18 protein-coding genes and 2 pseudogenes are annotated in these 21,023 nt (G+C 64.8%); 4 read left to right on the plus strand and 16 right to left on the minus strand.

The genetic code is table 11. The features are described 5' to 3' along the window. Window positions 1–15 precede the first annotated feature (15 nt). From JQT59_RS05575 to JQT59_RS05600, 6 genes are all read right to left on the minus strand, one after another. Complete coding sequence (locus tag JQT59_RS05575) at window positions 16–1,437, minus strand: flavin monoamine oxidase family protein (protein ID WP_213575224.1); 1,422 nt, start codon at window positions 1,435–1,437, stop codon at window positions 16–18. 46 nt (window positions 1,438–1,483) lie between these two features. After that, window positions 1,484–2,179 carry a transporter gene (locus JQT59_RS05580; RefSeq protein WP_213575226.1) on the minus strand — a complete coding sequence of 232 codons (696 nt, stop codon included), beginning with the start codon at window positions 2,177–2,179 and terminating at the stop codon, window positions 1,484–1,486. Between the two features lie 294 nt (window positions 2,180–2,473). After that, window positions 2,474–3,931, minus strand: a complete 1,458-nt coding sequence (locus JQT59_RS05585; RefSeq protein ID WP_213575228.1) for an aldehyde dehydrogenase family protein — start codon at window positions 3,929–3,931, stop codon at window positions 2,474–2,476. 26 nt (window positions 3,932–3,957) lie between these two features. Then, the gene (locus JQT59_RS05590) at window positions 3,958–5,055 is read right to left on the minus strand and encodes a Zn-dependent alcohol dehydrogenase (RefSeq protein WP_502939784.1); all 1,098 of its coding nucleotides are present in this window, start codon (window positions 5,053–5,055) and stop codon (window positions 3,958–3,960) included. A gap of 10 nt (window positions 5,056–5,065) precedes the next feature. After that, the gene (locus JQT59_RS05595) at window positions 5,066–5,869 is read right to left on the minus strand and encodes an enoyl-CoA hydratase/isomerase family protein (protein ID WP_213575230.1); all 804 of its coding nucleotides are present in this window, start codon (window positions 5,867–5,869) and stop codon (window positions 5,066–5,068) included. A 10-nt stretch (window positions 5,870–5,879) separates the two neighbouring features. Next, a complete protein-coding gene (locus tag JQT59_RS05600; RefSeq protein ID WP_213575232.1) occupies window positions 5,880–7,508 on the minus strand; it encodes a class I adenylate-forming enzyme family protein in 1,629 nt (542 codons plus the stop codon). A gap of 310 nt (window positions 7,509–7,818) precedes the next feature. On the opposite strand from JQT59_RS05600, the gene JQT59_RS05605 reads away from it, so the two are divergent. Then, on the plus strand, window positions 7,819–8,505 hold the full coding sequence (locus JQT59_RS05605) for a TetR/AcrR family transcriptional regulator (RefSeq protein WP_213575234.1): 687 nt from the start codon (window positions 7,819–7,821) through the stop codon (window positions 8,503–8,505). 457 nt (window positions 8,506–8,962) lie between these two features. Here JQT59_RS05605 and JQT59_RS05610 read toward each other — a convergent pair whose 3' ends face one another. The 3 genes from JQT59_RS05610 to JQT59_RS37630 are packed head-to-tail and all read right to left on the minus strand — an operon-like array spanning window position 8,963 to window position 11,685. Further along, entirely contained in the window at window positions 8,963–10,021 is a 1,059-nt protein-coding gene (locus JQT59_RS05610; RefSeq protein ID WP_213575236.1) for an alpha/beta hydrolase, read from the minus strand. Further along, complete coding sequence (locus tag JQT59_RS05615) at window positions 10,018–11,541, minus strand: flavin-containing monooxygenase (protein WP_213575238.1); 1,524 nt, start codon at window positions 11,539–11,541, stop codon at window positions 10,018–10,020. Before JQT59_RS05615 ends, JQT59_RS05610 begins: the two co-directional genes overlap by 4 nt. Window positions 11,542–11,556: 15 nt before the next feature. Then, window positions 11,557–11,685, minus strand: a complete 129-nt coding sequence (locus JQT59_RS37630; RefSeq protein WP_283254046.1) for a hypothetical protein — start codon at window positions 11,683–11,685, stop codon at window positions 11,557–11,559. Between the two features lie 309 nt (window positions 11,686–11,994). Here JQT59_RS37630 and JQT59_RS05620 point away from each other — a divergent pair, with 309 nt between their 5' ends. From JQT59_RS05620 to JQT59_RS05630, 3 genes are read left to right on the plus strand one after another with little or no spacing between them, the layout of a single operon-like run. Then, window positions 11,995–12,651, plus strand: a complete 657-nt coding sequence (locus JQT59_RS05620; protein WP_213575240.1) for a hypothetical protein — start codon at window positions 11,995–11,997, stop codon at window positions 12,649–12,651. Next, window positions 12,644–14,014, plus strand: a complete 1,371-nt coding sequence (locus JQT59_RS05625; protein ID WP_213575242.1) for a glutamine synthetase family protein — start codon at window positions 12,644–12,646, stop codon at window positions 14,012–14,014. Before JQT59_RS05620 ends, JQT59_RS05625 begins: the two co-directional genes overlap by 8 nt. Then, window positions 14,011–14,832 (plus strand): gamma-glutamyl-gamma-aminobutyrate hydrolase family protein, encoded by an 822-nt coding sequence (locus JQT59_RS05630; protein WP_213575244.1) that lies wholly within the window; start codon window positions 14,011–14,013, stop codon window positions 14,830–14,832. The genes JQT59_RS05625 and JQT59_RS05630 overlap by 4 nt, the downstream gene beginning before the upstream one ends. A gap of 379 nt (window positions 14,833–15,211) precedes the next feature. On the opposite strand, the gene JQT59_RS36715 is transcribed toward JQT59_RS05630, so the two are convergent. The 7 genes and pseudogenes from JQT59_RS36715 to JQT59_RS05660 all read right to left on the minus strand — a co-directional run bounded on the left by JQT59_RS36715 (window position 15,212) and on the right by JQT59_RS05660 (window position 20,913). Next, window positions 15,212–16,003, minus strand: coding sequence for a Glu/Leu/Phe/Val family dehydrogenase (locus tag JQT59_RS36715; RefSeq protein WP_349307030.1), 792 nt, complete (start codon window positions 16,001–16,003; stop codon window positions 15,212–15,214). A 33-nt stretch (window positions 16,004–16,036) separates the two neighbouring features. Continuing rightward, window positions 16,037–16,530, minus strand: a pseudogene (locus JQT59_RS36720) (Glu/Leu/Phe/Val family dehydrogenase); the annotation flags it as partial. 96 nt (window positions 16,531–16,626) lie between these two features. Beyond that, complete coding sequence (locus JQT59_RS05640) at window positions 16,627–16,776, minus strand: hypothetical protein (protein WP_213575246.1); 150 nt, start codon at window positions 16,774–16,776, stop codon at window positions 16,627–16,629. A 79-nt stretch (window positions 16,777–16,855) separates the two neighbouring features. Then, window positions 16,856–18,325 (minus strand): MFS transporter, encoded by a 1,470-nt coding sequence (locus tag JQT59_RS05645; RefSeq protein WP_213575248.1) that lies wholly within the window; start codon window positions 18,323–18,325, stop codon window positions 16,856–16,858. 205 nt (window positions 18,326–18,530) lie between these two features. After that, entirely contained in the window at window positions 18,531–18,785 is a 255-nt protein-coding gene (locus JQT59_RS38290; RefSeq protein WP_502939786.1) for an NAD(P)-binding domain-containing protein, read from the minus strand. Between the two features lie 687 nt (window positions 18,786–19,472). Then, window positions 19,473–20,157 (minus strand): annotated as a pseudogene (locus JQT59_RS05655) (MspA family porin). Window positions 20,158–20,229: 72 nt separating this feature from the next. Beyond that, complete coding sequence (locus tag JQT59_RS05660; RefSeq protein ID WP_213575252.1) at window positions 20,230–20,913, minus strand: MspA family porin; 684 nt, start codon at window positions 20,911–20,913, stop codon at window positions 20,230–20,232. Window positions 20,914–21,023: the final 110 nt, after the last annotated feature.

Below are 21,023 nucleotides of genomic sequence, written 5' to 3' on the forward strand. Positions count from 1 at the left end.
CGGACTACTCGGCAACTACCCCGCGCCCCCGGCAAGCTGGCGAAGCGACTGATCACGCCGGACCGCCGAGTCCTCGTTTGTCGCGGCCTGCCTCAGGCTCGCCAGTACGGCCGTCGCCGCTCGCTCGCCCGAGGTGGCGGCGTCGGCGAGCGACGGCAGATCGAGCTGGTAGTCGCCGGCGAGGTAGATGGTTCCGAGTGGATCACGCAGCGTCGGAAGCGAGTTCCTCCGCCCGGGCGCCCAGAAGGGTACGACCCGGCGGTGCCGCCGGACGATGATTTCGCCCAGCTTTCCTTCCAGCTCGGGGAACACTGCGAGCAGGTCCTTCGTGAATCGCGACACGATTTCGTCGTCGGGTAGGTCGAGCAGTGCGTCGGCCTGAGCGCCGCCTGCGAAACAGGCCAGGGCTCCACCCGGCTTGCGGTCGTCGCCACGCCGCATGGCCGCGGCGTGGTTGAACATCGCCTGGAAGGACAGTTGCGGCGTCGAAACTCCGAAGTAATCGTCCCAGCGCTGCGGCCCGACTTCGTCGGTGAAGAATCCGACGATCACGTACCGGCCGTAGGTGATGTCGTTGAAAGCGTTCCGGTGCTGCTGCGGGAGGTCCGGGATGATCCGTTCGGCGATGTCGGCGGGTGCGGTCACGATGGCGCGCTTGGCCCGCAGCCGCACCGGTCGGTCGCCGTCGTGGTAGTCGACGACCACGCCGTCACCGTTCTGCCGCACCGAGTGCACCACCGAATTCAGCCGGATCCGGCCACCGAGATCTTCCGTCAGCACGTCGGTCAACGTCTGGTTGCCACCGACCGGCAGCGAGAAGTTCGGGATCTTCTCCGGGTCGGCCAGCGCGAGACCGACGGACGTGACGAATTGAGTGGCAGCTGTCTCCTCGACCTCGCATCCCATCCACTGCGCCGACCACGACCGGACGATTGCGGCGGCCAGCTCCGACCGGACGCCTCCGAGTAGGTACGACGCCAGCTTGGTGTCGAGTTTGGCGCGCACCCGTTGCGCGATGCGGCTCTGCGATTCGAGGAACGGCATGGCCGCGAGGATGCGTGCACCGACGATGGCCATACCGAGCCGGTCCATCATGGTCATTCGCGTGCGGAACATCAGCGCGACGGGATTCGAGGTGTCGACCACCCCGCCGTTCAGGTGCAGCGCGATGCTCTTGCCTGCGAGCGAGCCCATCTCGATGCCGTGCCGGTCGAGGGCATCGATCAGTGTGCCGGTGCCCTCGGTGAATTGGGTGCCGACGTTGATCCAGTAGTCGCCCTGCCGGATGGTCTCGACTCGTCCACCGGTGCGATCGGCGCTTTCGAGGACCACGACGTCGGTCTCCGGTGCCAGCGTGGTGGCCGCCATCAGCCCGGACATTCCGGCGCCGACGACGACGACCTCTGTGGTCTCTTCGTGCACTTCGTAGGTTGTCATGTTCGGTTCCTGACTCTCGATCGATCACAAGGGAAGGTGCGTCCGCTCAGGCCGCGGCTGGAGCGTTGCCGCTGACCGCTTGGGCGTCGACGCGCTTGTTGTAAGCGTCGAAGGCCCGGTAGGCGCGGTAGTACGTGAACATCTGCAGGCCCCACGTGGACAGCGCGAAGATGTAGAAGATCGTGTGCTCGGCGTCGTCGCCCGGGATGTGGACGAAGTCGTAGGTCGAGGCGATGACGAATCCGCAGGCGGTGGCGACGGCGGCCCACAGCGCGTGCCCGGGCTCACCGATATCCCACAAGCGCTTGACGAAGTAGATCAGGAAAATCGTGGTGAGCACGTTGACGGCGATGAAGAAGATCTTGGCGGGGGTGCCGATGTGGTGCTGGTACCCGAGGAGGAGGAAGCCCGCCACGGCGGCGAGGGCGAACGCACCGATGTCCACCGCGACGGACGGCTTGTACCGGTGGGTGACCTTCATCAGCCCCAGGACCAGGATCAACGTGATGCCGACCGACCGGGAGAAGGCGTCCAGGAAGGCTGCGGCGGTGTACATCGGACTGTCGTGACCAGCCTTGACGAGGCCGTAGATCAGGAAATTCGTACCCGATGTCGCGACGATGATCCACTCGATACCGAGCAGGTAGTTCTTGTAGTTCCTGATGAACTTGATGCCGTAGGTGAATCCGACGGCGATCATCCAGATGTCCGCGACCGCGAAGAGCAGTTCTTTGATGGACATGCTTTTCTCCTTGGAGGGTGGCTCGCGCCGATAGTTAGTTCGTGAGGGGCTGCCAGGCGGTCGGCGGCGCGGTCTGCGAGCCACGCCGCGTACAGCGCGGGGTCGCTGACGAAACTTGGCCTAGAAGCGTCTGCGGCCGACGCCGATGACATCGACGATCCCGGTATCCGAGTGGAGGGGAAGTCCATGGATTTTGCCGATTTCGTCAAAGCAGTCATTCGACTGGATCGGATGAACTAGAACCAGTGGTCCCGGTCATAGTCAAGAGGTGACGCGAAAGTAGGTCCCTGGTCGCTACATCGGAAGGTCGGGTGAATCGACGCCGACCACGCGGTCGCCACAGAACACGCGGACAGACTCGCCGGGAGCGTGACCGCCGATTCCGGAAGTGCCCCAGAAGCTCTGCGCGGAACCGTCGGCGAGATCGGCGACCTTGGCACCGTTCACGCGCACCTCGCCCGACAGCAACCGGGAGCCGACCGCGATCGCGCGCTCCAGGTCGCCGCCGAACACGTAGGCGTCCAGACCCGACGGGTTGGCGTTGGCCACTCGCAGCGCGTCCTCGTCGGACTCCACGGCGTGCAGGCTGACGAGCGGACCGAACAGCTCGGCCGTCGCCACCGACGCATCGACTCCCGAAGCGATTGTGGGAGAGAGGAAGAACCCGTCGAGTTCGGGCAGCTGCGCTGGTTGATGCATCGTCGCGCCGTGTGCCCGCAGCCCTTCGATCCGGCTCTGCAGCGTGGCGAAGTGCGGGGCGTTCGAGATCGGACCGAGCTGGGTGTTCTCGTCGAGCGAGTGCCCGATGTCGATGCGCGAGATCCGATCGAGCAGCGCGTCCAGGAGTGGCGTGACAAGACTCTTGTGCGCCAGCACCTTTCCGGGGCCCTCACACCACTGACCGTTGAGCTTGGTCATCCCGTCGAGGATCCCGTCTGCGGCCACGTCGATGTCGGCGTCGTCCAAGACGAGGGCCGGGTTGTTGCCGCCGAGCTCGAGCTGGAGGACCTTGAAGTCTTCCGCGGCGGCGCGGGCGATGGCCCGGCCCGCGGTCGGGCCACCGGTGAACGAGACGATCTTCACGCGGGGATCGCCCGTGATCGCCGCCCCCACGTCTCCCCCGCCGTGGACGAGCTGCAGCGCGCCCGCGGGCAGCCCGGCCTTGACGAAGCACTCGACGATGATCTGGGCGCTGCTCGGCGCGTGCTCCGACGGCTTGAGGATGACAGGGCACCCGGCGGCCAGCGCACTGACCATCTTCGCGGCGGGAATGAAAGTCGGGCCGTTCCACGGGGTCAGGATGGCCGCGGGCCCCCACGGGACCTTGTACAGCCGCACGTCGCGGCCACCGGCTGCCAGCGCCGTGCGCCGCGGAAGGGCGCGCAACTCCGCTGCCGCCGAACGGATCCGGTGAGGAAGGAACGCCGCGACCATCCGAGCCTTCGCGATCGGGACACCGCTGGTGAGGGCGTCGGTCCGGGCGATGTCCTCGATCCGGGTCTCGACGATCTCAGCTGCGCGCTCGATGACCGCCGCACGTTCCTCGCTCGCCGCGTCGTCCCAGCGTTCGAAGCCGTAGGACTGTTCGGCATGGCGCAGCGCGCGCTCCACGTCGTCCGGACTTGTGGTGACGGCCCGGTGGACGGGTTGGCCGGTGTTGGGGTCGAGATTCCACGCGTCCGGGATCGCCTGGCACTCGGACCACTCATCGGTGATGTAGTTGACCGGCTGGGACAGTTGCGGATTCGGCATTCGGGGCTCCTTGGGTGGGTTGGGGTTCACACGGTGAGGTCGGCGACGATGCGGGTCACCTCTCCCGACTTCATCGCCTCGAAACCCTTGTTCACCTCGCGAAACGGGATGACATCGCTGACCATCTCATCGAGCAGCAGGCGACCCTGCAGGTACAGGCGGGCGAACTGGGTGATGTCCTCGTGCGCCTGGCCCGAGCCCATGTAGGAGCCGATGAGGCGCTTCTCGCTGAAGAAGAAGTTCCAGGCGGGCAGCGTCAGGTCGGTGCCGTCGGGGGCGATACCGACCATGCACGCGGTGCCGGTGGCCCGCAGGACCGCCAGCGCGGTGGCCGCGGTCCGCGCGCTGCCGACGGCTTCGAACGAGTAGTCCACGCCGTCGCCGAGCAGCTTCTGGATCTCGGTGGCGACGTCGGCGGCGCCGTTCACGACCTGGGTGGCGCCATAGGTGCGGGCGGCCGCGAGCCTGGCTTCGTCGAGATCCACGGCGACGATCGCCGAGGCACCGGCGAGCCGCGCGCCCTGGATGATGGCCGACCCGACACCGCCGCAACCGATCACGGCAACGGTGGCACCGGGGCGTACCTGCGCGGCGCGGAATACGGCGCCGATGCCGGTGATGACGCAGCACGAGAGCAGACAGCCGACATGCAGTCCCACCTCGTCGGGCACCTTGACCAGGGCGTTCTCGCGCATCAGGGTGTGGCGGGAGAACGCGCCGATGTCGCCGAGGCGTTCGACCCCTTGGCCTCCCGGCAGCTGGAAGGCGGGCCGTGGACGCTGCCGGATCTGAGTGAGTCGCTGACACTGGGTCGAATGCCCGACCTGGCAGTTGCGGCACAGCCCGCACGAGGGCGTGAGCGCGCCGACGACGCGGTCGCCGGGACGCAAGGTGGTCACCGCGGAGCCGACAGACTCGATCACACCGGCTACTTCGTGCCCGACCACCACGGGCAGGCCAGTGCCGACTGTTCCGGTCATGTAATGCAGGTCGCTGTGACACAGGCCGACGTTCGAGACTGCCAGGCGGACCTCATTGGGTTCCGGGTCGTCGACCTGGATTTCGGTGAATACCAGCGGTTCGTTGACCGCGGTGAGAAGTGCTGCTTCGGTGGTGATCATCATGTCTCCGATCTCAATTGCTCTGCGCAGGCGCCGTGGGCGTCGCGTTTTTCGATGCCCAGAAGCCTTCGATGCCCTCGGTGAAGGCGCCGGACTCCCACGACTGGCGGGCGGCGTCGTCCTCGCGGGCGAACGCGGCCTCGATGTCTTCGGGGCACGGCCGCAGCAGACTTAGGTGCAGTGCGGTGGTACGGGGATCGGAGTTCCACTGCCGGATCACCTCGACCGCGCGGTCCACGAGCGCCTCTGGAGCCACGATCTCATCGAGCAGCCCGATCCGCAGGGCCTCGTCCGCGCCGATCCGGCTCGAGCCGAGAATGATTCGCATCGCGTGGTTGCGCACCAGGCGGCCCATCAGGAAGCTCGCAGCGTTCGAGATGATGATCCCGCGGTGGTTCTCCGGCTGGTAGTACTCGGCGGCGGGGCTGCCGATCCGGGAGTCGCAGCAGAGCGTGATCTCCGAGGCGCCGCCCACCGCGATCCCGTTGACGGCGGCAATGACGGGAACCTCCGTCTCGAGAATCGCCCGGGTGATGTCGTGGAAGGTCGCAAAGGCTTCACGAATCTCGTCGTAGTCGGTCGGTACCGCCTGAAGGTCCTCCCCGGCGGAAAAAGCCCGCCCGGTGCCCGTGAGGACAATCCCGCGGACGAGATCACCCGTACCGAACCGGCGGATCGTCTGCGCGAGCAGCACCCGGGTGGCCACGTCCACCACGTTCAGCTTCGCGGGGCGGTTCAGCGTGAGCACCGCGACGTCGCGGTGCTCACGCACCGCGACGTCGCGGTCGATGTGCACGTCAAGGTAGTTGTCGGTCATGTCTGGCTCCTCAGTTGCCGTTACCGGCGGCGCGCGGCGGCTGCAGGTCGTAGGTAATGCCGGGACGCTCGGCGGAGCGCGCCTGCAGGGCCGGCTTCGACACACGCTCGGACGGGGTGCGTGGGAAATCGGCGACGAACTCGATGTATCGCGGAATCTTGAAGCGTGCGAGCTGGGTTCGTGCGCTGTCGATGATTCGCTCCGCGGTCGCGCGGCTCTCCTCGACGCCAGGGGCCAGCTGCACAAATGCCTTGACCTCCTCGCCGAACAGCTCGTCCGGGACGCCGACCACCGCTGCCGCGACCACGGCGTCGTCCCGTTCGAGGACGCGCTCGACCTCGGCGCTCGCGATGTTCTCCCCGCCGCGGCGGACCATGTCCTTGATCCGGCCCACCAGGCGGTAACTGCCCGCCTCGCGGACCGCGACGTCGCCGGTGTGCAGCCAGCCGTCGCGCAGGACCTGCGCGGTGTCTTCGGGTCGGTTCCAGTAGCCGAGCATCATCGGTCTGCCCGACGTGATCAGCTCTCCGGATTCGCCCTCGGCAACCTCTCGGCCCTGCGGATCGACCACCCGGACCTGCTTGGTGGGAACCGGCTGCCCCAGCCGTCCGCTGCCGACATCGGTCGTACTCTCTGGGAGGCTGACCAGATCGGCACCGCTCTCGGTCATGCCGAAGATCTCCCGCCACGGTGCGCCCCAACGCTGTTCGAGCTGGTCGTGCAGCGCGACGGGGATGGCCGAGCACAGCACGAGGCGCAGGTCGTTGTCGCGGTCCTGCGGGTTCGGTGGCTGTTTGAACAGCAGCGTGGGCATCGAGCCGAGCACGTAGCAGAACGTGGCCCGGTGCCGGCGGACGTCCGCCATGAAACCCGAGGCGGAGAACCGGGGTAGCACCACCAGGGGCGCGCCAATCGTGAGGCACAGAGCGGTGTTCCACTGCGGGTCCATGTAGGAGAATGGCTGCGACGTAAGTACCACGTCGCCGGACCCGAGGCCCGCCGCGCCCGCGCAAATCCACCCCAGCCGGATCCAGTAGTCGTGGGTCAGCATGCACGCCTTCGGGAACCCCGTTGTCCCCGAGGTGTACTGAAGGTTCGCGAGGGTGTCGCCGGTGACGGCGAACCCAGGCCTGTCCGCTGGATACTGCGCGAGATCATCGGGCGACGCGGCTTCGACGATCCGGACGTCGGCCAGATCACTGTTTGCCGCACGCACCTCCTCGACGAGCGGGACGTGATCGGCGTCGGTGAACAACACCCGGGCGCCGGAGTCCCGCAACACGAATTCGAGGTCGGCGCGCTGGTATGACGAGTTCACCGGCACCGCGACGCCGCCGGCCTCGAGGATCGCGAGCCAGGCGATCGGCCACTGCACGACGTTGGGCAGCATGATCGCGACCCGATCGCCTGCGCGGACCCCGTCCTCGGAGACCAGGCGCTGTGCAAGGCGCGAGGTCCAGTCGTCGATCTCGCCGAAGGTCCACGATCCTTCCTCGAACCGGAGGAACTCTCGGTCGGGGAAGCGGGCGGCCTGGATCTCCAGCAGGTCGACGAGGGTGTCGATCGGTGGGTCCACAGCCATGCGGTCCAGCGCGATCGCGCGGTCCCGGGGAACTGATTCGACTCCGGTCATGGTCATCCTCTTCACGCTTGTCGGGTGCGATGCGGGTGCAGCTCACGATCTCTCGGCGTGACGGCGCATCCGCAGTGAGCTCGTGGCTCGTGGCTCGTGGCTCGTGACCTTCCGATCGCCGGTGGCGCCGGACTGTGGCCGCGGTCATAGCCTAGAAGAACACAGTCAAATGATCAAGGCAATAGACTATGTTCGCGTAGATCTGGCAAGCCTAGAGGTCTTCTTCGTCGGGATTTAGGAGTCCGGTCGTCACTCCGGCTGGTAGCGTGGGTTCTGACTTGATCATCTGTTCATATCTAATTCGACAGGAGGACGCATGGCTCGCATTTCCGCCGCCGAACGTCGTATCGAACTGGTGGAGGCGGCCGTGCGCGTGATCGCCGCCGAAGGCGTGGAGGGCGCCACCACTCGCCGCATCGCGCAGGAGGCGAACGCTCCGCTGGCCACCCTGCACTACTGCTTCGCCACGAAGGAGGTGCTGTTCGCGGCCGTCTTCGAGCACGTCGGCAGACAGTATCGAGAAGTGCTGACGCGCAACGACATCCACGGAGACGTACCGACCACCGCCCGCGCTCTGCTGCGCGGCGTGCTGGAGTGGTACCTGGCGAATCCGGACTTCGGCGCGGCGACCGGCGAGCTGATCAGCTGGGGCAAGCGCCAGGAGGGCCGGCAGGCCGAGATGGTGTACAACGAGGCCTTCGCGACCCTGCGGGCGATCCTCGAGGCCGCAGCCGCCACGGACGTCCGGCCGGTGGACCCTGCAATCCTCGACGAGTTGACCTACATCGTGTCCGTGTTGTCCGACGGATTCGCGCTCAACTGGCTGGTGTTCGCCAACCGCACAGCGGCGGAGCCGCAGATCGAGCTCACCTTGGGCGTGCTCGACGCTTGGATGGCCGACCACCTCGGCGATGCCTCCGGTCCGGCGGCCCCGGCGCCGAAGGCGGCATCGCCCGAGGAAGCCCTGCGTTCGCTCGTGTCCTGGGTGAGCGTGGAGCGATAGTGTGCGTTGACCTGAAGTCATTGTCGGCCGACACCTTCGGTGGCGGCTGACAGTCGAATGACCGCGACCGCGAGAGCGCCCGCACCGCGGAGCTCTTGTTGGCAATGCCTCAGGTGACCGCCGTGGGCAGGCCGACATGAGTAGGGTGCGGCCGACAAGGCTCATTCTCTGCCGAAGATATTGCGTGCGAAGACCTATTTCAGGCTCTCGTTGGCGCCCTCGTAGATCTCGCCGATCTTGCTGCCGCGGTATATTGCCTCGACCGGGTCCGGCGTGCCGCCTGCGCTGTGCTCACGCCAAGAACGGCACCACCCGGGGGATGACGGCGCACGATGCCTTCGTCGAACTTGCCTTCGTGTTCCAGGTAGAGCCCCAGGAGGTCGGCGGTGAACCCGGAGACGAGTTCCTCGTCCGTGAGGAGAGTTTGTCGGCGACGGCGCCTCCCGCGAAGCATGGCTCAACACTTATTCGTGGTGCTGGTGATCTTGTTCAGTGCTTCAGCAACCGCCTGCACGATTCGTTCGGTCGCTTGCTTGCAGCTCGGACTCACTGCTGTGAAGGAGAGAAAGCCGTGCACTTGGCCAGGTTCATGCACGATGTCGGTTGGTACGCCGGCCTCGCGGAGCGCCTCCGCGTAGGCCAGTCCATCGTCACGCAGCGGGTCGAAGCCGCCAATGGCGACGATGGTGGGGGGCAGATCGCGCAGGTCGCGGGCGAGCAGCGGAGAGACACGCGGGTCTCGGTAGTCAGTTCCCGCGGGCAGATAGTGTTTCATGAACCAGTTGATTTGCTTGGCCGACAGCGCAGGCGAGCTGGCGAACTCGTCCTGAGAGGGACGACGCCCCAAGATGTCGGTGACTGGTTGGATCAGCACCTGAAGGACTGGCTGCACTGGATCTGCGCGCACGTGCTGGCACAGCACCGCCGCGATGTTGCCGCCGGCACTCTCGCCGGCGACGGCCACCTGATGTGGGTCGATGCCCCACTTCCTGGCGTGTGCGAGTACGTACCGCCACGCGGCGAGCGCGTCGTCGTGCGCCGCCGGAAACGGATGCTCGGGGGCTAGTCGATACTCGACGGAGAGCACGTCGGCGTGAGTGCCGTGGGCAAGCATCCGCGCGGGAGTGGTGTAGCTTTCGCGACTGCCGAGAACGAATCCGCCACCGTGGAAGAAGACGATGAGGCTGCGGTGGTTGCCACCTGAGCTGTAGCGGGTCGCCAGGAGTCCGTTCCCGATTTGAACCTCCTCTTCGATGGCACACGGCGCGACGTGGTCGCTGAAGAGCGCGAGGTCGCGCTCGGTCGTTTCACGGCCGGCTGTCGCTGACATATCGGCGTAGTCGTCACCGCCCGCGCTGAGCTTCATCAGGAGGGCGATGTCAGCAGGCATCCGGTCGCCTGCACTGTTGACAGGTGGCTTGGCCAGCACCTGTTGCAAAAATGCGGGCATCCGGCTGAGCGCGATCAGAACTGCCCGCTGGACCCGTTGGCTAACAGTGAACTGCGGTGTACTCATGACTGGGCTCCCACGCGGGCCCGGTGGACAGCCTCAGAGGCACCGGTCGAGAAGTGGATGTCCCGGTGGATCAGCTGGCCTTTGAACAGTTTGTTGTCCTGCACGAAGGTCGTGCGCATCTGCCACGGCAGCGCGGTGCCCTGACGTGGAAGATCTGCTTTTGCGCGCTGGACGTAGCCAGCGGAGAGATCGAGCAGATCCTGGGTGGGCATACCGCGCGGTGCGACGGGAATCGCGGTGTCGTAGCCGTTGGCGTCCATATGATGGATGACGTTTGCGGCTAAGCGGCACACATTGCTCAGCCGTAGGGTCCATGAGGCCTTCGTGTAACCAAGCATCATCGCCCAGTTCGGTACCCCGGAGATCAGGGCCCCGCGGTACAGCAGGGAATCGGAGACAGTCACCGCATTGCCGTCGACGGTGGGCACGATGCCACCCAACATCTGCATGATCATGCCGGTGGCAGTGACGATGAGGTCGGCTTCGAGTGTCCGGCCCGACGTCAGCAGGATGCCGTCCTTGGTGAACCGGTCGATCCGGTCTGTCACCACGTCGGCGCTGGACTGGCGGAGCGCGGCGAAGAACTCGCCGTCTGGCGTGACGCAGAGACGCTGGTCCCAGGGGTCGTACGGCGGGTCGAAGTGGGTGTCCACACCCGAGTTGGCCGGCAGTTCCTTGAGCATCCACTTGCGGAGTTGCTTGCGTCCGAAGTTCGGGTACTTCGAGAAGAGGGACACGAACAGGTAGTCCTGCCAGATGTTCTTGAACCGGGTGGCTGCGTAGCCACCCCTGACGCCGAAAAGCTTCGTCAGTGCGAGTGCGACCTTGTCGACTCGGGGGAGCGAGGCGACGTAGCTCGGGGTTCGCTGCAGCATCGTGACATGCGCCGCCGCTCGGTCGCCCTTCAGCATGGCGGGAACCATTGTTACGGCCGTCGCGCCACTGCCGATGATCACCACACGTTTGCCGCTGTAGTCATAGTCCTCCGGCCAGTGCTGTGGGTGCAGTACGTCGCCCTGGAAGTTCTCGCGACCTTCGAAGTGGGGGGTGTAACCCTGGTCGTAGCGGTAGTAGCCGGTTGCGCTGAATACGAAGCCGGCCTTGATCGTCTTTGTGGTCGCAGCACCGCTCTTGTCCGTGACGGTCACGTGCAGTGTCCACTTCGCTTCGGTGCTGGACCAGTCGGCGGAGATGACACGGTGGCCCAGACGCAGAACCTTGTCCAGGCCGAACTCGGTGACGGTCTCGGATAGATAGTCGCGGATCAACGGGCCCTCGGCGATCGCGCTCCTGTGCCGCCACGGTTTGAACTCGTAGCCGTAGGTGTGCAGGTCTGAGTCCGACCGGATGCCCGGATATCGGAAGAGGTCCCAGGTGCCGCCGATCGAGTGGCGAGACTCCAACAACAGGAGGCTCTTGCCGGGGAGGTCGCGCTTGAGATGTTCGGTCGCGCCGATGCCGGAGATACCGGCTCCGATGACGACGATGTCGGCCGATTCCGTGGTGCTGCTGTGCTCCATGGTGGGTAAGTCCCTTCAGTGGTGGTGCGGCGCGCGGGGAGCGCTGGTAGGAGTGGCGGGTTTGCGCAGTGCGATCGCGAGGAACGCCACGAAGACGACGGTCACGGCGATAAGAGCGACGTACGACATTGCGATCAGTGGCACTGAGATGACTGCCGGCGTGACCGCTGTCCGAACGGAGATATTCAAGCCTCACTGTCAGGCCGTTGCGCTGCTTCATGGTCGCTCGTCAATGACCCGATCCCTTAGCGGTCATTTGATAAAGTCGTTTGTCTAAGTGTGTGGGAGAGGTAACGCCGCGTCAAGCATTCGGTCGCATTTCGTTCGTCTACGGACCACTTTTTCTCGATTTCGTCCGGAGCGGTTGACAACGTGAGCTGGAACACGCACCATCTTAGCCATCTGACACAGTCATATGACAATGTTATTTCTGCTGGCCGAGAGGACCTAGCAATGGCCGAAACCATGACAATGACCGAGCCGCCGAAGGCGCGGGAAGCATCACGGGTCGCGATCGAGGACGATGCATCTCCGCTGGTGCGCCTGATCGGGCGTATTCTGCGTGACGCAGACCGACTCGGTCATGCACGCGACGAACTGAACCGAACAGCGGGTACCGTCGTGATCCGTTCTCACGACACCCCGCAGTCAGCGACGATCACCTTCGGTAGCGCCACCGTCGAGGTGTGCAGTGGGGTCCACGTGGCCCCCGACGCAACGCTGGTCGTCGACCTCCACACACGCTTCTCGTTGGTGGAGGAGCCGACCGGTGACATCGCACTCGCGGCCGGCGTACTGAGCGCACTGCAGCCACCGCTTCCGAACTGGCGAGACGCCGCTGCCCGATTCTGGGAGATGACCCGTGGCATCCCACGCATCCCCGACGTTTTGATCGTCAAGGTCGATGGCGCGGACGGCGTCGAGCGAGCTCGGTTCGGCGAAGGAACGAGCGAGTACTTGATCGCCGGCCCCGAGAACGTCCTCGCGGGTGTTTTCTCAGGCGCTGACGACTTCCTCGAATCCCTGGCTGCTGGAATGCGGATTCGAGGCACGTTGTCGCAAATGTCGGTCCTGATGGCTGCTTCGTGGAAGGTCCGCTTCGATGTCTGAACCCACTCGAGCCGCCCGCTCCACCGGCAACTCAACCGCCCGTCGGGCAGTTCGTGTCGAGGCCACGAACCACGAGGGAAGTCTGCTGGGCAAGAACGTCTCCTCGGAGAAGTTCGCTGCGGGCAAGGAATCGGGTTTCGCCTTCGCCGATATCCTGTTCGCGATCGACCTCAACAACGAGATTGTCCTCGGCGATGCCTTCCCGGACTGGCGCGGCAACATCTGGGACATCCAGATGATCCCCGACATGTCGACCCTCGTGGAGTGGAAGCCGGGACTGGACTCGGTCATCGGTGACTACTGGCTCACGGACGGCAGTCCCGTCCCGATTTGCCCGCGCAACCTGGTACGGAAGATGGTCAATCGACTCCAGTCCCTCGGCTACACCGCGACGGCGGCCGTCGAGATCGAAGCCACGTTGTTCGAGGAGTCGATCCAGGATGCCCGCGCTCGCGGCTACCGGGACCTGACACCCCTCGGTGGAGGTACGGGAGCGACGTACCACCTGGCGAGGTCCAAGGACTGGATCGACTACATGGAAGCCGTGGTCGAACGGCTCGACCAGATCGGGATTGCCTGGGAAGCCTGGACCGATGAGGCCGCTCCCGGGCAGACAGAATTGAACCTGGCGCCGACCACGCCACTCGCAGTCGCCGACAACTGGGCACGCACCCGACAGATCATGCGCGAGGTCGGATTCGAGCGTGGCCACACCGTCTCCTTCATGGCGAAACCGACCGCAGGTTTCGGCCAAGGCGCCCACATCAACCTGTCACTACAGCGTGATGGCATGAACCAGTACTTCGCCGAGGACGGACCTTCTGAACTGATGCGCCACTCCGTGGGCGGATTGCTCGCTACCATGGCCGGTAACACCTCAATCGCCCTACCGCAGATCACCTCCTATCGGCGCCTCGTCGATCTCACCGGGCCACCGACCACGGTGAGCTGGGGCATCAACAACAAGACCGCAGCGGTGCGAGCCATCACCGGCCACCCGAAGTACTCGCGCCTGGAATACCGTCTCCCGGGCGCCGACGTGAATCCCTACCTGGCGCTCGCCGGAGTGCTGGCCGGCGTGCTCGCGGGCATTGAACGACAGATCGAACCGCCCGAACAGGTCACCGACATGGCCTGGTGCCTCCCCGACGACTGCGGTGTCGTCCGGATCCCGGACACGATGTCGAAGGCCAGTGCAGCCCTGGCCGCCGACCCGCTGCTGCGTGAGTATCTCGGCGACGACTTCGTGGACTTCTGGGTCGCATCCCGTCGCTGGGAGTGGATGGAGTTCCACACCAAAGGCGGCGACCCCTTCGCCGAACTCTCCCAGTGGGAGTCCACCCGCTACTTCGAGTTCCCGTGAACGCGCGCGAGAAGGCTGCAGCGAGGCGGCCGCTCATCGGTATCACCGGGCGCCGCTTTCGACTCGCGCTGCTACAAGGGGTCGACGACCGATACGGCGATCGCTGTATAGATACAGCCATGTCAGACTTCGCGATCCGCATCGCGGAGGCGGGTGGGCTGCCCGTGCAGCTTGCCTACGAAACCGAAGCAGAAGCCGTCTGCGAGTGGCTGTCAGCGGTTGTCATCACGGGAGGGCAAGACGTACATCCGGCGTGCTGGGGTGGAGACACCTCCGTGGTCCGCGACATCGATCCGCGGACGAATCCGATGGTCCACGACATCAACCGCGACGAGTACGAATTAGCACTCGTCCGGGCCGCACTAGACCGAGGACTCCCGGTGCTCGGCGTCTGTCGTGGCATGCAGATACTCAACGTCGCGCTCGGCGGGACACTCGTGCCAGACCTCCCTCCCAGCTCAGTGAGCCACCTCTCGACAGAAGCGGCTCCCACAGATGGCGCCCTCGACCACCTCGTGTCCTTCGAACAAGAAACGATCGTTGCTCGAATCTACGGCGACGACACGATCACCAACTCGTGGCACCACCAGGCTGTCGACCGATGTGGCGTCGGTGTGGTGGTGACGGGTCGGGCCAGCGACGGCGTCGTCGAATCGATCGAAGTGCCCGGGCATTCGGTACTCGGAATCCAATGGCACCCGGAGTGGATGAAGAGTAGCGATCCAGCCTTCGAGTGGATCGTCACCGAGGCGTGCCGCCAACTTGGTGGACAGGAACAAGTCGATCAGAGCAGCCGTCCATCCCACCGTCTCCGGTAAACACCGGAGTCAGTGGGTCCAGACCGCAGTGCAAGATAATGGGGACCCGGAGCGGCATGGGTGAAGCATCACGTGCTTACGGTTCGATGCCAATGCCGTCGAGACCACGTCGTCTATCTGTTTCCGCAGATTGATCGCCCGCGACTCGATTCCAAACGAGCGAAACTTGAACAGTGCTCTCCGAGTCTTTGAAGGCGGGCATTACAGAGGGCTGAATCCGTTACAACCTGTCCGGATGAGCTTGTGGCACAACAGTTTTTGCTGAGAAATAACACTCGAGAGTTCCGACGCCGGTGCGCGTGGAGTCATCACCATTGGTGGGGTGAGTTCGGTGTGCCACTGGATCCACCCCACCACAGCGTGTCTTGGCATTCCCGGTCTACGGGTACAGGCCACGGACCTGGTGTGCCTCGGCGACCTTGCCGACGCCCAAGACATGGGCTGCCAACCGAAGGGGGATTCTCTTGTCGTATGCGAGAGCCCACACCGAGTGGGATGCTGTGCGCATCAGCGCGATAAGCTTGCGGTCCACGTCCTCGCTGCTCCAAGAGAAGGACTGCAGGTTCTGTACCCATTCCAGGTAGGAGACGACGACACCGCCGGCGTTGGCGAGGATGTCCGGAACGACGGTGATGCCCTTGTCAGCGAAGATTGTGTCGGCCTCGGGTGATGTCGGCCCGTTCGCACCCTCGACGATCAGTCGCGCGCGGACGGTGTCGGCGTTCTGCCCGGTCAGCACACCGTCCATAGCAGCGGGGACGAGGACATCCACATCGAGCGCGAACAGTTCCGCGTTGGAGATCTGGTCGGCGCCATCGTAACTGTCGAGGGTTCCACCGCAACCCACCCACTCCTGGATCGCTGCGATCTCGAGCCCGGATTCGCGGTAGCAGCCGCCGGTGACGTCCGAGACCGCCACCACGCGGCAGCCTTCGTCGGCGAAAAACTGCGCTGCATGGGCACCGACCTTCCCGAACCCCTGAATGGCCACCGACGCACCGGCCGGGTCGATCCCCTTCTGCCGCATCGCTTCCAGCGCAGCAAGGACCATCCCACGGGAGGTGGCACCGGCCCAGCCGTTCGACCCACCGACGGCCAGGGGTTTACCGGTGGTCGCCCCGTGGACAGAGTAGCCGGCGCTGACGGAGTAGGTATCCATCATCCAGGCCATGGTGGTTTCGTCGGTATTGACATCGGGAGCGGGAATGTCCTTGTCGGGACCGATGAACGGAAGGATCTCCTGGGTGTAGCGGCGTGTGAGTCGTTCCTTTTCCGCCATGCTCAGGACACTGGTGTCTACCGCGATGCCGCCCTTGGCCCCACCATACGGTAGGCCGAGGAGGGCGCACTTCAGGTCATCCACATCGCGAGCGCGGTGACCTCCTCGATGTCACTGGCGGGGTGGAACCGAACACCGCCCTTGCCGGGGCCGCGGGTGAGGTTGTGCTGCACACGGTAGCCGGTGTAGATCTCGGTGGTTCCGGTGTCTCGGCGCAGGGGCACGGCCACGGTCAAGGATCGGCGGGGTGTGGCGAGTAGTTGATGGAGTCCCTCGTCGAGTCCGAGGAGATCAGTGGCGTTGCGCAGTTGGGTCAACGCTGCCCGGTGGGCGAGTTGGCCGGGGGACGGCGGCGCGCCGATGGGCGCGGGAGCGGTGGGGGTCGACTCGGTGGTGGTGTGGAGATCGGTGATCGTCATGCGAGGGCAGCCTTTGCTGGTGTTTTGCCTCGACGGTCGGGATGGCGCGATCGAGGCGCTCGATCAGGTACTCGGTTTCGGAGTCGTCGATGGTGGTCAGCGGCGGGCGATCAGGAGCGCGGCGCCGAATCCGCCGGTCGTGGTGTAGAGGAGCAGGCCGACGACCATGGCTTCGTCGCGAAGTTGAGTGGCGCGGGTCCCGGGGCGGCCGCGGGCGCGGTGGCCAATTCGATTCCCCAGCAGCATCCCCTTCCCCTGTACGTCGCTGATAATGACGGGTGGTAGGGATTCCAGATTCGACGGTGCCGCCTCACGGAAAGATGATTTAGGACGCGGCACCTCCGACGCGCCGACCGGACCGCGCGCGGGAGATCAGCACGGTCACCACGACGAGCAGGGCGAGAACTACCGAGAGCGCGTAGCCGATGCCGTAGAGGCCCTCAGCGGCAACCTCGACGCCGGTGCCAACCACCGGGACCAGGGATGCGCTGAGATCTCCGCTGATCAGTGCCGTGCCGAGGGCGAAACCCGCGGCCATGCAGGTGCCGGCGATACCGGCCGCCATCCCGGCCTTCTCCTGGGGCACTGCCATCTGCACCATCGTGAAGCCCGCGGTGTAGCCGATTCTGGTCCCGAGACCCACGACGGCAGCGCCCACGAGGTAGTGCCACTGCTGATCGTGCGCCAGCGCGAGCCAGGCTAGCCCCGATGCGCTGATAAGCGCTCCGATGACGAAGACGGGTACACCACGGCCGTTGAACAGGGCGCGGTCGAGCACGGTCCCGCGGATCAGGAACGCCGCCGCGAACGGTGCCATGAGCAAACCGGTCTCCAGCGCGCTGAGCCCGAGTCCGTACGCGTCGTCGGGACGAAGATCCCCGGGAATCACTTGGGTATACGTGCTGAGCAGGAGCAGGAAGGCCGAGTTCACCGCGGCGAACAACGCGATACACAGGCACGACGCGGTGACCAAAGGCGCCTTCATCAGCGCGACGTCGAACACCGCCGCCGTCGACCGGCGCTCGACGCGCACCCAGGCGATGCCACCGACGACGCCGACCACCAACGGAATCAGTGCCACGGCGCCCCAGATGAGGCCTTGTGTCAGAGTCAGCAGAATCGCCGCAACCCACGCGATCATCCACACCGTACCGAGTACCGCGATGCGACCGCCACGCTCGGCAGGCGGGGCGTGCGGGATCGAGACATAGCACGCGATGGTCGTAGCCGCGCACACTGCGGTGAGGATGACGAAAAAGCCCCGCAGCGACAGGCTCTCGACGACGAAGCCGCCGCCGACCATGCCCATGACGATGCCGACACCGGTGCCGATGAAGAGAACCGCGACACCCACCGTGATGCCGTCCTCACCGAGATTGCGGCGCAGAAAACCGAGCGGAAGCAGCTGCGCCGCACCACCGAAGCCCATCAGAGCGCAGCCGACCAGAACGGTCGGATACGAGTCACCGACGGCCGGAATCAGCGCGCCGACCGCGAGTAATGCGGACGCCGCCACCGACGTGTTGCGGTCGCCGTGCAGATCGGCGAGGCGCGGCAGCAGAATGAATCCCGCTCCCCCGCCGAGGGTCAGCGCCGTGTACAGCCACGTCGTGGCCGCCACTGTGGCGAGTCCGTACTGCACCTGAATGGTCGGCAACAGCGGCGGCAGGATGAAGATGACGGCGTTGGTCAGGACGATCAGCAGCGTGCCGACACCGATGAGCACCGCCTTGTTCGGTGCAGGACGAGCGGTCGCCTCACGGGCGAGTCTGGCGTCCTGATTGATCTCTGTCATGAATCTCTCCGATTAGGTGATCTGACGCGGGCCTGAAGCACCTGGCGCCGATAGCGGTGTGTTCGTGCAGGCGAAACGGGCGGTCGACGAGGTGTGCCTGCACCTGCGCGACATCCCGCAAAGCTCACACACGCGGTATGCCGCAGAATCCGAAGTCCACTTGGTAGTCGACGGTAGTCGACCCCTTCGTGAGCTAAATGAGACGTCAAATGGGACATAGCGGTATGACCACCGCAGACGCAGGCCGTCGTCGAGTCGCCAACACTGCCTCAGCAGGACCATCGGTGATTTTTGCGCCGGCCTGAGCCAACGGGGCGGCCTTCGACGTCGTGCGATTCCAAACTGTCGTCGCATGGCCGGTATCCACGGCCCGGCGAGCTATTCCGGCGCCCATGAGACCGAGGCCGACGAATGAAATTGCGTGGTGCATGGTTAGCGCCTTCCTGGTTCGCGAGGCCATGACACAGCCATTAGAATTTTCGAATGGTCATATCTAGTCGAATCATGGGTCGACGCGGCATCATTCGCAAAGCAATGGCGATGGTCGAGGCCACGCGGGGATCCGGACAGATGAAGAGCTTCCAGAGTGCCGCGTAACGCTGTTTGATCACGTGACCATATCGAATGATCATCCACTAGCGCAAGAGATCGTCACGGTCTACGCGATCTTCGTGCGTTGGATTCGTGGCGGGTCTGGGATCGCATTCTCGAAACGCTGCGCGATGGCTGCGGGCGCGGTCCGGAAGGGTCCGGCTCGTGTAAGCCGCGGGGGCTACTCGGGACGCCCTCTCGGCTCGGCGAAAAGCGTTCTGGCCCCTTGTCTCGACCACAAGCGCGATCCTCGGAGTGCCGGATTCCACGTCCGGGCCTTGGTTGAGGTGGTGGAACGAACCTTCACTTAGCTCGACGAATGTCGTCGCAAACCAGAACATCACGAAGCGATAGTTCTCATCGCTGCTATCGCGACCACGACAGGCGACTCGCCGGAACCTGACCATTCTCAAACATGCTCTACTCACATCGTTAATGCGGTCCGACGCGGCCTCGACGGCAACGCACCATGAGAAACCGTCGTCGGCATTCTCTGCCCACAGATCGCTGCGGCGCGCGATGTTGATGCCCGTATCCCAGCGCCTCGAGGCCATTCTCAGCCGATGCCGAAGGGCTGGCCCCACAGGGTGACGGTGCTCGTGACGTTCTCTGTCTCGACCTCGACGTTGACGAAGGCGCGCGCCTGCGCGTAGCCGGCGCACCCGCTCACCCCGAGGGTCGCGTCACTCCACGAGACCGAACCGGTGGGGCCCTCGACGTAGTTGCCACCCCAGTGCGCCTCCCGGCCGTAGGGATCGGCGTATTCCTGGTCGAGGATGTCGACCGGGACCGCCTGACCGGGGCCGAGAGTGATTCCGCCACTCGCCCCCCCCGGCAAGTGGGTTCCCGACCGTCCCGGCCGCAACATCGGCCCACGACATCCCCGCTCCGCCCTCGGCACCCACCTCGGCACCGAAGTCGACCTGGCATGCCAGCACATAGCCTGGATAGATGTAGGCGCTCTGCACACCCTCACCCTCGAAGCCGACGGACGCCTTACCCGAGACCCAGACGTTGCGGTGCAGCGGCGTCGAACCCATCGACGGCGAAATGTTCGCACTCTCGTCCGTCAGATTCACGTGCACCATGGTGCCGTCGGCCAGGGTCTGCGTGATGCTGCCACCGGGCAACGGAACGAAAGTATCGGCATTCGCCGCACCGACGGAGAAGAAGCCCATGGTCGCGGCAGCAGCAGCACCGATCGCAGCTAAACGCACTCCGTTGTTATGGTTGATGATCATTGTTCCCTCTCAGGGATGGAAATCTCGCACACGCGAGAAAGTGGATGCAAGAGCAGCGAAAGAGACCGACAATCAGCCGATGCTGAACGGCGCACCGTACAGCACGGTCTTCGAGTAGTCGTTACCCACGATCTCCACCACCGAGTACGACCGAGCCTGCGCGAACCCCCCGCACTTCTGCACCTGCAGTTCAGCATCCTGGTACTGCAACGCGTACACGCCGTCTTTTCTGATGTCCTTCGCCGCGACCGGCACGTACTTGACCTCACCCGAGTTCAACGGAACCGACAGCCCCAGGCTCGGCGCCAACGACTCCAGATCCGCCGAGAACGACGGCGACGCGGACAGACCGGTGATGTCCACCTGGCAACCCACGATGTACCCGGTCGACACCCGCGAAACACCGTGCGTCGTCGTCGCATTCGTTCCGTTGTAGGTACCCGCATTGTTCGTCGTGCTGTTCGCGTCCGGAACGTCGGTGACCTCCGTGATGCCCTTGACGTGAGCAGTCACCGTGCCCGACACCCACGCCACCCGGCCGGCGCCATTGGCAGCCAACGACGGCGACGACAGAGCACTCTCCGCGGTACGCGTCACCGTCACATTCGGACCGGTCTTCGAACCATCAGGTAGCGGGATGAAAGTATCCGCGCTCGCCACACCAGTGGACATCACACTGAGTGCAACAGCCGCAGCGGCACCCAGGCCAGCAACACGGGCGGCGCAGCGCAAGTCGGACTTGTGGTTCTCGCTCATCTATTTCCTCGGAATCTTCCAAAGTTGCACTCTCGCAGAATGTTTCATCGAGAGCATTCGCCAAACTTCGAGGAAGTTTAACCTGAGATCAAGATCAGGTTTCTTGACTG

It is taken from the genome of Rhodococcus sp. USK13, from assembly GCF_018343855.1.
In the GTDB taxonomy this organism is placed as follows: Bacteria; Actinomycetota; Actinomycetes; order Mycobacteriales; family Mycobacteriaceae; genus Rhodococcus_F; species Rhodococcus_F oxybenzonivorans.